This window comes from Microcystis sp. M165S2 (assembly GCF_020245885.1).
GTDB lineage: Bacteria > Cyanobacteriota > Cyanobacteriia > Cyanobacteriales > Microcystaceae > Microcystis.
Genome location: NZ_JADBTZ010000227.1, coordinates 1 through 12376, shown reverse-complemented (window position 1 = coordinate 12376; position 12376 = coordinate 1). Strand labels below are relative to the sequence as shown.

Below are 12376 nucleotides of genomic sequence, written 5' to 3'. Positions count from 1 at the left end.
TGATTTATCCAGAGAATTTGAGAAGATTAAAGGCAATCGCAATAAATTACTAGAATTTCACAAAAAGATTGCTAATTTATATTTTCTTGATCCTGCCTGTGGTTGCGGCAATTTTTTAATTATTACCTATCGTGAGTTACGCAATTTAGAAATTTTGGTATTACAGGAATTAAATAAAACGGGACAGTTAGTAACAGATATTAGTGCTATTATTCAGGTAGATGTCAATCAGTTTGCGGGTATTGAATACGATGAGTTTGCGGTAAGAGTTGCTGAGGTGGCAATGTGGTTAATTGATCATCAGATGAATATTAAGGTTAGTAATACTTTTGGTCAGTATTTTCTGCGTTTACCATTAAAGAAAGCGGCAAAGATTGTTAATGGAAATGCTTTGCGGATTGATTGGGAGGAAGTTATATCAAAAGAGAAGCTCAATTTTATTTTAGGAAATCCTCCTTTTGTTGGTGCGATGATTATGAACGAACAGCAAAGGAATGATATGGCTTATGTTTTCGACGGTGAGAAAGGAATAGGCGTTTTAGATTATGTGTGTGCATGGTATATTAAGGCTGCTCAAATAATTCAGGGCAATAGAATCAGGGTTTCTTTTGTTTCCACAAATTCTATATCTCAAGGGGAGCAAGTTGCATTACTTTGGAATATTCTTTTTCAAAAATATCAGTTAAAAATTCATTTTGCCCATCGTACTTTTAAATGGAGTAATGAGGCAAAAGGAAACGCCGCAGTTCATTGTGTAATTATTGGCTTTGGAAGTTTTAATATAACAAATAAAATACTATTTGATTATGAAAATATTCAAGGTGAATCATTAGTTGTTCAGTCTAATAATATTAATCCCTATTTGGTTGATGGAAGTGATATCATTATTTATAATCGAAGTTTTCCTTTATCTAATATTCCATTAATGCGTTTTGGTAGTATGCCAAGAGATGGTGGTAATTTTATTTTGACAGAACCAGAAAAAGAAGAATTTTTAAAATTAGAGCCGAAGGCAGAAAAATGGATTAGACCTTATACAGGAGCGCAAGAATTTATTAATGGTTATAGTCGCTACTGTCTATGGTTACTTGATATTTCTCCCAGGGACTTAAAGACATTACCAGAAGTCATAAAAAAAGTAGATAAGGTTAAAAATTTTAGATTAAAAAGTAAAGCTGCTTCTACTCGTAAATTTGCGGCGACACCTACTCTATTCTGTCAAATAGCACAACCCGAAACGAATTATTTACTTGTTCCCCGTGTTTCATCTGAAAGAAGAAAATATATTCCAATAGGTTTTATGAATAAAAATGTGATTGGTAACGATCAAGTTTTATTAATTCCTAATGCAAATCTATATTTATTTGGTATCTTAACTTCAGAAATGCACATGGCATGGTTTAAATATGTGTGTGGAAGATTAAAAAGTGATTATCGTTACTCAAAAGATATTGTTTATAATAATTTTCCTTTTCCAGAAAATATCACCGACAAACAAAAACAAACCGTCGAGACTTGCGCTCAAGCTGTGCTAGATACTAGGGTAAAATATCCTGATAGTAGCCTTGCGGATTTATACGATCCTTTAACCATGCCTCCCGACTTGCTCAAAGCTCACCAAAAACTTGACAAAGCCGTTGATTTGTGTTATCGTCCCCAACCCTTTACCAGTGAATTAAACCGTATTGAATACCTCTTTGAACTCTATGAAAAATTAACCACTCCCTTACTCTCTACCAGCAAACAAAAAACCACGAAAAGAAAACATCCTCAATAACGAAGGCACTCATGCAAAAGGCAGCTTTGTTCTCCCCCCTCCCCACTTCCCCATCACCCCATCCGCATCCGCATCCCCAATCCAGGCAATTCCGGAGATTATATAAAAAAACACCCAGAACAATCGAGGTAATGGACAATACTAAAGGTTGTGTAGGTCATCAGAAAAGCCCTGTCAGGGTAAAATACCATGAAACTAGCGTCACGAGTCAATCAAGTTACCCCCTCCCTTACCCTAGCTATCGACTCCCTGGCCAAGGAAATGAAGAAAAACGGCGAAGATGTCTGTAGTTTTAGCGCCGGGGAGCCAGATTTCGACACACCCACTCACATCAAAGCTGCCGCGAAAAAGGCCCTCGATGAGGGAAAAACTCGCTACGGACCGGCTGCTGGGGAAGCGGGGTTAAGAAAAGCCATCGCCGAGAAATTGCTGCAGGATAATCAACTAGCATACAATGCCGATAATGTCATCGTTACCAATGGGGGTAAACAGTCTCTCTACAATCTAATCATGGCGTTAATTGAAGCGGGGGACGAAGTAATTATTCCCGCACCCTACTGGTTGAGTTATCCTGAAATGGTGACATTAGCGGGGGGAACATCGGTTATCGTCAACACTAGCCTAGAGAATCAGTATAAAATCACCCCCGAACAGCTAGAAGCGGCAATTACACCGAAAACTAAGTTATTTGTCCTCAATTCTCCCTCTAATCCCACCGGCATTGTCTATACTCCTGAAGAAATCGCCGCTTTAGCAAAAATTGTGGTTGAAAAGGATATTTTAGTGGTTTCTGATGAAATTTACGAGAAAATCCTCTACGATGGCGCAATTCACCGCAGTATCGCTTCTTTTGGTCCGGAAATCTTTCAGCGCAGTATTATTAGTAATGGTTTTGCTAAAGCTTTCTCGATGACGGGGTGGCGCGTCGGTTACATAGCAGGACCGGTGGAAATTGTCAAGGCCATGACTAAGATCCAAAGTCATAGTACCTCCAATGTCTGCACTTTTGCCCAATACGGTGCGATCACTGCTTTGGCGAGTTCCCAAGATTGCATCGAGGAAATGGTCAAAGCTTTTAGCGAGCGCCGACAGTATATTTTAGAACGAGTGCGAGCAATTCCAGGACTCGATTGTCCTACTCCCAACGGTGCTTTTTATGTGTTTATCGATATTAGTCAAACTGGTTTAAAATCAGGGGATTTCTGTCAGAAACTCCTCGAAACCCAAAAAGTAGCCGCTATCCCCGGTATTGCTTTCGGTGCTGATGATTGTATTCGTCTTTCCTATGCTACAGACCTAAAGACGATTGAAAAAGGACTCGATCGCCTTGATAAGTTTATCAGCACTTTGTAGGATTATTACTTTCTCTGTTGGGGGTGAATTTTGTTTACCCCTTTTTTTCGGTTTTAACAGCCAATTATCTCTAATACTAAATCCGTTGGCTCTCCCGGGTTTGGTGGGTAAAATGTATTATAAGATACGGTCTTGCGGACGAGTGCGTGGAACGAACCACAGAGACACAAAGGACACAGAGATCGATCACTACTATATAAGTTAAACTTATCATAAAAAGAATAAGACTGAAGTTCGAAATATGGGGTTAAATGAAACGGCTCTACCCCTAAACGGTTATAAATTTTTGTTAACATATTATCTACCGAAAAACCATAAATGTTAAAATGGCTGGAATTTCCTGATCTGAATCTTTACCATATGAGAGCAGTACAACCCAGCCAAACAGAGCCTGTTATTGTCGCTCAATCTTCCCCTGATCCTTCCCGATCAAATCCACCGTCAGGTAACAGCAGTTTCCCTTTAGTGCCGATAGGAGTAACTGTTGTAGTTACTTTGATACTGGTTTCTTTGTGGTCGCAAAAAGACAAAATTATTGGAGGTTTAAAGGTATGGACTGAACCACAACCAGACTCAGACACGATTCGATCCCAAGAATTTGCTGTTGATATAGAAGTATCAAATATTCGTACTCAGGATTATTTACGAGCCAGTGTACAAGCGACAATTTATGTCTATATTGCCGACACAAAAGAAGACAACCAAAAGGCTCAAAAATTTTTGGTAGAAGAAGACAGTATTTCAACCGTAGCCGTAGAAAAAGCTGTTAAAAAACGCGCCGAAACCGCCCTACGAGGAAGTGCCAGTAAACATACATTAGACTATCTGCATACAAATCGCACAGAGGTGGGAAAAGAAGCGACAACTATACTTGGTAACTGCCTAAATCCCCTAGGATTAACTGTTAGAGATATCGTTATTGGTGAAGTTGAAGAGAGTGCCAACTATACTGCTGACAACTATTTCGATGCCAAGGCAGTTGAGGCTCGAACAAAAGTTATTCAACCGGCAATTCTGGCAACTCGTACGGAAGAGTTAAAGACGGAAGAAGCAATACGAAAACAGGAATTAGATACGGAAGAAACAATACGAAAACAGGAATTAGAGAAAGGCAGAGATATAAGAATAAAGGAATTAGAGATAGGGATTGAACTGGAAAATCAAGAGCTTATACATCAAGAAACATCTTTGAAAAATTTAGAAACACTGGAAAAAGTCGAAAAGAGGAAGACTGATCATGAGCTAATTATAGAAAAATACCAAAATGAAAAAGAAAAAGAACTACAGGAGGCGATTGAAACCTCTGAATTAGCTTTAAAGAAAAAGCTCGAAATTGCTGAGTTAAACGACAAAAAAGAGCTAGAATCCCTCAAACACAAAACAGAGATTGAAATTCAACTTAACAAGCTCCTACAAGACACAGACTTAATTGAGAAAAATAAAACGTTTCGCTTAAAACAAGCAACAGTCAATCAAGAAATAGAAACGGGAGAAATTGCTGCAACCATCTCGATTATTAGTAAAGAAAAAGAACGGCTGGAAACAGAAATAGAACGCGCCGAAGCAGAACAAGCTGTTACTACAGCAATTGAAAAAGCCCAAGCAGAACGCCAGAAGCTGCAAGCGGAAATAGCCGCAGAGTCAGTGGAGAACGAAGCAAAAACTATCGAACGTTTGGCAGAAGCAGAAGGCAAGCGTTACCATCTCATACCGGCTACGGATGCCGAGCGCACGGCTAAAATGGTTCGGGATCTAGCACCTCAATTAATAGAAAATTTACCCCAGGTTGTTGAAATTGCCAAAGCATTAGCTCCCCAAGCAGGGATTTTGGGAGACTCCAATATCTATACTTTTCCCAATGGAAATGGAGAAGAGATTAACAAGTTGATGCTTTCCACCAGTGGTATGTTACTGATCCAATCTTTACTAAATGGTAAGTTAGGAGATTTATTAGGTAAATCGCTCCGCTCTTTGAATAACGATAGCAGCAACGGACAGGATAATTCTGGCGTATAAGTAACAGCGAGATTGAGTCATCTAAGCCCATTAATCCCTGCCAATAAAAATAATTTTTCAACAGTAAACAAACTGAGTTTTGGAGTCTAAATTCATGAAAAAAGCAAAACAAAAACCTCCCCTAACATTTCCTCCCATTCCCAAAGCTATTAATTTCCTCCTGACCTTTTTCTTGGGACTTGGTATGGCTCTTGGCTTTGCTTGGTTAATCAGTCTTACAACTACGTCTCCCTGTCCACCAGATCCAAAAAGAACCTTAGAGTGTATCCAAGTCGTCAAAGCCATTAATATTATTGGTTTCTTCAAAAATATAAATATAAATATAAATCCTCTCTATCTAAGTCTGGTATTGGCTGGGGCATTAGGCGGGTTACTTTACTCCATATTACTTGACGGCGAGTTAGAATTGCCGTCTTGGAGTAAGAAAAATCCCAATAATCTCAACCCCGGCTTTTTGGGAGAAATTTTTGTTGGAATAGGTGGGTCACTTATTGCCTATAAGTTCTTACCCCAGGAACTTGGAAAACCTGGCTTGGAAATCACAATTTTTGTCACTGGATTGGTGGGCGGCTACGGCGGTAAAGCCATCCTAGATGCGGCATTAAGTAAGGTAATTAACCGTATAGAAACGGCTGACCTAGCCAAAGAGAAAGCAGAATCTCAGGCAAAAGAACTCGAAGAAAGAAAGCACATCCTCGATCTAGTCAACCTACAGATTCAAGAAGGGCTAAATTTATCCGAATTATCAGAACTCCAAGAGAAACTTGAAGCCGCTAGTGAGAATGTTAAAGAACGTACTTTTAATCTTGCCCATGATGCCCGTAGCTTGGGAAGGAGAACTCTAACATTTAAAGATCGGGTCAATAGAACAATTCCGATTTTTGAGGCTCTGGTAGCCAGTGATAACAATAATCCCTCGTATAATGCAGAGTTAGGTTATGCTTACATCAGTTCACAGCCTCCTGATTTAAACCAAGCCATCTCCTATCTCGATCGCGCCATCGAACTACGAATACCGGGGTCATCAACGGAGGGAGATAGCTGGAAGTACGAAATGAATCGGGCGATCGCCAGAATTGGCCTTGGCAATTCTCAATCAAGGGATGATATCTTAAAAGATTTGTTTGCTGTTGAGCAGAGGAAAGGACTAGCACAAGCTATTGACGAGTATGAAAGTGATGGAGTAGATGGGGGAAATAATTCCATAAAAAACTGGCTTATCCAAAATCAAGATTGGGTAAGTCAACAGACTAACGGAAAAGCCTTACTTGATAAAATTCAACTTTCTGCGGCGGCGAAACCTGTCACTTCAACGTTATCAGTAACCCAGCATCGGGAAGATTTGGTCGCTGCCCCCCCCAATACAAAGATTAAAGCAACCATTAAAACCTATCTGAAAAAACAACCCATTGATTCATCACAACTCGGTGAAAACGAGAAAAAAGAAGTTCCTGTGGGTACAGAGTATAAAATCCTCAAGCATTCACAAGAATCTAATGGACATTGCCTCGTTGAATTAGACTACGGCCAGGGAATTTGGTATATTTGGTCAGATCACTGGTACTTACCTTGGGAAGACAAAATACTATCATCTGTTCCCCAGTCCAGTAAAAATGGTTCAGCGCGGGAAGCCATTGACCAATTATCAAGAATTTCTGCCCTCTCCCTAACAAATAGAGGAACCCTCAAAGCCGCAGCCACCCGCTCAATTCAAAGATCAGCTACAACTACAAAGGTAGAACCCGAAAATTGGCTCATTGCGCCCCCCAATACCATCATCAAGGCAACTACTAAAACCTATCTGAAAAAGCAGCCTATTGATTCATCACAACTCGGTGAAAACGAGAAAAAAGAAGTTCCTGTGGGCAAAGAGTACAACGTCCTCAAGTATTCAGAAGAAATTGACGGACATTGCCTAGTGGAGTTAGACTACGGTGCTGGCATTTGGTATCTTTGGTCGGATCATTGGCATTTACCTTGGCAAAAATCTAGCCAAGACAATGGCCGCTCATCTGTATCCGCGCCAGAATCAAGTCAGCATCAAGGCGGTAATATTGTAACTCGCCAGCAAGCTGAGTCTGTCTATGGACGTAAAATGAGTGATCAACAATTCAATGACTTAAACTCTTGTTTACAGCGATTTGAAATTAATACAGTGCCACGAATTAGACATTTCCTCAGCCAAACAGCCCATGAAAGTGGAGGACTGCGTTGGATGGAAGAACTTGCCAGTGGTAGTGCTTATGAAGGTCGCCGTAATTTAGGAAATACCTCTCCCGGTGATGGTCGTAAATATAAAGGTGCTGGTGTTATTCAATTAACTGGACGGCATAATTATCAGAAATTTGCGGACTTTATAAAGGATCAAAACGTGATGCAGGGACATAGCTATGTTGCTCAGGTTTATCCTTTTAACAGTGCCGGATTTTGGTGGAAGAATAATAACATGAATGCTCTTTGCGATCGAGGTGGAACTGTTAGAGAGGTAACACAAAAGGTTAATGGTGGTTATAACGGACTATCGGATCGTCAACGTTATTACGATAAAGCTTGTCAAGTTATCAAACAATTACCATCTACACCTTTACATACGGAAGAGTTAGCCGCAAAGCCCGAAACAGGCAAGGCAGCGACAGAATCTAGCGATCAGGTTAGCAAAGTCGAAGTGGTTAGGGAAATGCCCAAAATTTTGACTCCGAAAGATGTAGATTGGAGTGATATGTCCACCCATTTAACCCCCCATTTCACTCTAGGAGAAAACTTACGAAACGACCCCCGACGCATTCCGCACGACACCACTTTGCAAAATAACATACTCACGATTATGCGAGAGTTGGAGAAGATTCGCACTGACTACGGTAAGCCCATTATTATCACTTCTGGGTATCGCCCTGAGCAAATCAATCGTGCTGTGGGAGGGGTAAGTAACTCGCAGCATATCCGAGGAACTGCGGTCGATATTTGCCCTGCTCATGGAGATGTGTTTGAATTTCAAAAGTGGGTAGATCAACACTGGTATGGTGCATTGGGTTGGGGGGCGAAAAAGGGCTTCGTTCATATTGATTGTCGCAATGGAAAGGGATGGAAAACGGGAGGCGAAAAAGGTGTCAGATGGAACTATTGATGCCATGTAAAACTTTATAAATATACACTTAGGAGGATGCTTAAATGACACTCACAACCATCGGCAGAGTACCGATTACGGAACCCGGACCATTACTCGATCCATTCCTTAAAGATGATAATGCTTTAATTGCTGCTTCTGAAGATTTTACCGTCTCTATAAATACTATTTCACATCAACTTTATAGTAAGTATAGAGAAGAGTATAAAGCTGGACAATGGGGTAATGATTATTTTGCTGTAATGAGTCAGATAGGATTAGGAGATATAGAAAAACCTATCATTAAAGCTCACTACCTCAATCACATTAATAATATGAATAGACTGACCCATGATTTACTTACTACTTGGGCAGAAAATGTAGCGATTATTGAAGATTTCCAAAAAGACAAGAAAACAGAAAGACTATATTTATCATTCAGTAGTTTTTGTCAGGGATTAGGAGACTCAAAATTAGATCAAGTGACAGGAGCATTACAAGAAGTTGCTCGTGAAGTAGGCGGCACTTTTCCCATTCTCGTTCCTTTTACAGCTTTAGGAACAGCAGCTTTAGAAGGAGTCAATAATATTCTCAAAACAATACTAGATGCGGAATTTAGGCCTCAAGTAAAAACTGTAGAATTTGCTTTTTATCCTGGCGATCAGAACCGCCTTCCCAACATTGGTGAAGCTCCCTTACAGACAGGAGCATATGCCTTTTTCTTTGAAGAAGTTGAATTAGAATCCCTACAAATGGAACGGAATGGTACTATTACTTCAACTCGTAATGAACCAGTAAGTCCCTACATTGTTGTCAATATCAAAAAAGGAATTATCTTGGCACCGGGTCAAATTGAGAAACACTTGGCAACGGAAGTCTTGGAGACTTACAATAAATCTTATGGCAATCAACTCAATGCGGGAAATATATCTGGCAGTTATTTTAGTGCTTTAGAAGAACTAGGTAAAACAATACGCTTATCGACAGCTACACAACGATATTTTGAGTTGAGAGGAAAAGGAGACCAACTCACTGAAAGTGAAACACAACGCCTGCAATCCTTATATACCTACTTAAAAGAAAATTTAATCAGTTTTGATTAAACGATTAATCCTGCCATGAACCACTTTCTTCAAGTAAAAGCCTGCCATTTTTATAAATTCTTATTATACCACTTTCTGTGACAAAATAACGATAATTCCCATTAATAAACTCATAGCCGAGAAATTGACAGGGAGTAACTCTATCTGAACACAAACGATAAACAGTTCTCCCAGTAAGTTTAATAGATTCTGCGGTTTTTAAACTTGTTCCAGTGTATGAGACATTGTTGCACACTACCTCGCCTTCGGGGCAATTCCTAGTAATCTTGACAATAAAATTTCTCGTTTGTAAGGTTTCTGCAAGAATTGTTTTACCCCAAAACAAGCAGATAAACAATAAAAACAGAGTTCTCATCAAGAAATTTTGCTTAAAACCGACGGACAAAAATCGCAGCAATGTCTTTCTCTATAATGGTTTAATCCCTTATAACCTCGTCCATTGCATAACACGAACCGAAGAGCCAATCTTTTTCGATGCGAGTTGCATCTTTATAGATGCCCAAGGGGACAGACGGACAGACAGGGGGAGAATCTGATTAACTTTCCCTAGGGGCTTTTGTTAAGTTACATTAAGCCCTACAATAAAATTCTGGTGAGTTAGACGAAATTCGCTCGATCGCTCAGTCTTATCCGCTCCTAGCTGAGATAGAGAAAAGATAGCGCATCGAGAAACAAAAAAACTTGAGCTACTCAAGCTTTCGTCAATACTGCCCTGTCATCTATCTTGAGTTATAACCTAGTGTCCCAAACCCTACCTAAACCCTCCCTAAAAAGAGAATTTTTGCCATTTACCCTACAGGATGTCCGTCTAGCTATCCCGGCCCGTTGCTTCCAATCAAGCGTTTTTCGCTCTTTAGCCTACTTTTTTTTTGATATTGGCATCATTACCCTACTTTACTGGATAACTTACCAGATTAATCAAGCATGGTTCTTCCCCCTTTTTTGGTTTATGCAGGGAACCATGTTTTGGGCCTTATTTGTCGTCGGTCACGATTGCGGTCACGGTTCCTTTTCCCGTTATCGTTGGTTAAATAACTTAATCGGTCATCTCAGTCATACTCCCATTCTCGTACCTTTCCACGGTTGGCGCATCAGTCATCGCACCCATCACGCTAATACCGGCAATATCGACACCGATGAAAGTTGGTATCCCGTCACGGAAACCCAGTATAACAATATGGCTTGGTACGAAAAATTAGCTCGTTTTCAGCTAATTTTATTTGTTTATCCCCTTTATCTTTTCCGTCGTTCCCCTAATAAACAGGGGTCCCATTTTATGCCCGAAAGCCCCCTCTTTCGCCCCTCGGAACGGTGGCAGGTACTGACTAGCACCGTTTGCTGTACCTTTATGTTAGGTCTATTAATCGGGGTGGGTATCAGCTACGGCTTTTGGTTTCTGTTTAACTACTACATCATGCCCTATATCGTCTTTGTGGTTTGGTTGGACTTGGTGACATTCCTACACCACACTGAAGATGATATTCCCTGGTATCGCGGTCAAGACTGGTACTTTCTCAAAGGGGCGCTTTCTACCATCGATCGCGATTATGGCATCTTTAATCCCATCCATCACCAAATTGGTACTCACGTCGCCCATCATATTTTTATCACTATTCCCCACTATCATCTCCAAGAAGCAACCGAGGCCATCCGTCCCGTCTTAGGAGACTATTATCGCGTCTCGAAAGAACCGATTTTCAAATCTCTCTGGCGGTCCTACCGCAATTGTCATTTTGTCAGTGACCAAGGCAGTAAGATTTTTTACCGCAAAAATTGATCCTGTCTTAGATATCAGGAGGAAACGGCAGCAAAATCTGCCTCCTCCTCTCACACCGAGAATATAGCAAAGACCAAGGTGCTTAGGACAATCCATCGCTGAAACCCTGTTCAGATAAGAGTTTGAAAATTGAAAGCGTCCTAAATAACCCATTATTTGCTATAGTTGCCAAAACTGGGGGTAAAGTCTTTGTCTTTATTTGATTCATTGGCAAAGGATGAAGATTCAGCCGTAGGTTGGGTTGAGCTATCATTATTGATCAGGTATTACCAATCGGCTCAAAAGGCGAAACCCAACCTATCGAGTTTTACTTTACTTGCAAGAAATCTCTAAATTCCCGTTGCGTCATACATAAATAACCTCCGATAAAATTCTTTCTCTCCTTCTTCCTTTTAAGCCATTTTTACTGATAACATCCGCTTTTAGCTTAAGTAAATCACTTACATAATATTCCAGATCTACTAAATCTAGTAAACTAGGCGGTTCTGTATAATCTATCAGAATATTAACTTCACTATTTTCCTGCACTTCTCCTTTTACATAATCTCCAAAAATACCTAATTCACTGACATAATACTTTTGGCTCTACCGAACCTGCCATGTAAAACTATCAACAACTCATGCTTGTAAAGCTTGTATACTAAGGCCTTGAGTTTTTGTTAGATTGATATTTATCAACTTTAGAGCATTGCTGGGCAGAGAGGGAGCTTGAGGAATTTTCTACAGTGTAAGTTCGGAAGAACCATACTTTTCTTTTACTAAGGACTTAACCTGACCTAAAATCGCTTTAATTTCTTCTAAATTTTTCATGATGCTCACCTTCTAAGATAACGGAAAAGACTTCTACCCTACTGATCAAAATTTTATTTCCTGTATCTGTATTGTAGCACCTATCGGATGAAAGGATAAACCATCCTCCTTGAAATTATGGGAATTGAGAGAGTTATGCCAAAAATACACCCTCAACTGACTAAATGAAGGAGGTTATAATATTATTCCAATAGGAAGGGATAGATAGGTTTATAGCCATGAGTATTGATATCTCCGATGAAATTCTCAGTGCCACACGCAGGACTGAAGCTGAGATGAGGCCTGAAATTGCGGTTATGCTCTTTCAAAAAGAGAAGCTCACCCTTGCTCAAGCGAGTCGATTTGCCGGAATGAATCGTATTGCTTTTCAACACCTACTGGCAAGTCGTCAAATTCCAGTACACTACGATGTCGAAGATTTTGAACAGGATATTAAG

The 12376-nt window shown here is 40.0% G+C and carries 7 protein-coding genes and 1 pseudogene; 7 read left to right on the top strand and 1 reads right to left on the bottom strand.

Annotated elements, in window-relative coordinates; genetic code table 11:
* From IM479_RS11640 to IM479_RS11615, 6 genes are all read left to right on the top strand, one after another.
* A partial coding sequence (locus tag IM479_RS11640) for a class I SAM-dependent DNA methyltransferase (protein WP_287684206.1) occupies positions 1-1777 on the top strand: 1777 nt, incomplete at its 5' end.
* 189 nt (positions 1778-1966) lie between these two features.
* Positions 1967-3130 carry a pyridoxal phosphate-dependent aminotransferase gene (locus IM479_RS11635; RefSeq protein ID WP_287684204.1) on the top strand — a complete coding sequence of 388 codons (1164 nt, stop codon included), beginning with the start codon at positions 1967-1969 and terminating at the stop codon, positions 3128-3130.
* A gap of 318 nt (positions 3131-3448) precedes the next feature.
* Complete coding sequence (locus tag IM479_RS11630) at positions 3449-5146, top strand: SPFH domain-containing protein (RefSeq protein ID WP_287684202.1); 1698 nt, start codon at positions 3449-3451, stop codon at positions 5144-5146.
* A gap of 94 nt (positions 5147-5240) precedes the next feature.
* Complete coding sequence (locus IM479_RS11625) at positions 5241-8270, top strand: D-Ala-D-Ala carboxypeptidase family metallohydrolase (RefSeq protein ID WP_287684201.1); 3030 nt, start codon at positions 5241-5243, stop codon at positions 8268-8270.
* A 44-nt stretch (positions 8271-8314) separates the two neighbouring features.
* Positions 8315-9352 carry a hypothetical protein gene (locus IM479_RS11620; RefSeq protein ID WP_287684199.1) on the top strand — a complete coding sequence of 346 codons (1038 nt, stop codon included), beginning with the start codon at positions 8315-8317 and terminating at the stop codon, positions 9350-9352.
* A 739-nt stretch (positions 9353-10091) separates the two neighbouring features.
* Positions 10092-11129 carry a fatty acid desaturase gene (locus IM479_RS11615; protein ID WP_287684196.1) on the top strand — a complete coding sequence of 346 codons (1038 nt, stop codon included), beginning with the start codon at positions 10092-10094 and terminating at the stop codon, positions 11127-11129.
* Positions 11130-11474: 345 nt separating this feature from the next.
* On the opposite strand, the pseudogene IM479_RS11610 reads toward IM479_RS11615, so the two are convergent.
* Positions 11475-11699 (bottom strand): annotated as a pseudogene (locus tag IM479_RS11610) (nucleotidyltransferase family protein); the annotation flags it as partial.
* A 458-nt stretch (positions 11700-12157) separates the two neighbouring features.
* Between IM479_RS11610 and IM479_RS11605 the strand changes: the two are divergent.
* Positions 12158-12376 (top strand): UPF0175 family protein (locus tag IM479_RS11605; protein WP_287684195.1); only part of this gene is annotated, 219 nt, incomplete at its 3' end.

Coding starts and splice junctions, on each gene's coding strand:
- IM479_RS11620 (WP_287684199.1), top strand. CDS start 8,315: ATGACACTCACAACCATCGGCAGAGTACCGATTACGGAACCCGGACCA.
- IM479_RS11635 (WP_287684204.1), top strand. CDS start 1,967: ATGAAACTAGCGTCACGAGTCAATCAAGTTACCCCCTCCCTTACCCTA.
- IM479_RS11630 (WP_287684202.1), top strand. CDS start 3,449: ATGTTAAAATGGCTGGAATTTCCTGATCTGAATCTTTACCATATGAGA.
- IM479_RS11625 (WP_287684201.1), top strand. CDS start 5,241: ATGAAAAAAGCAAAACAAAAACCTCCCCTAACATTTCCTCCCATTCCC.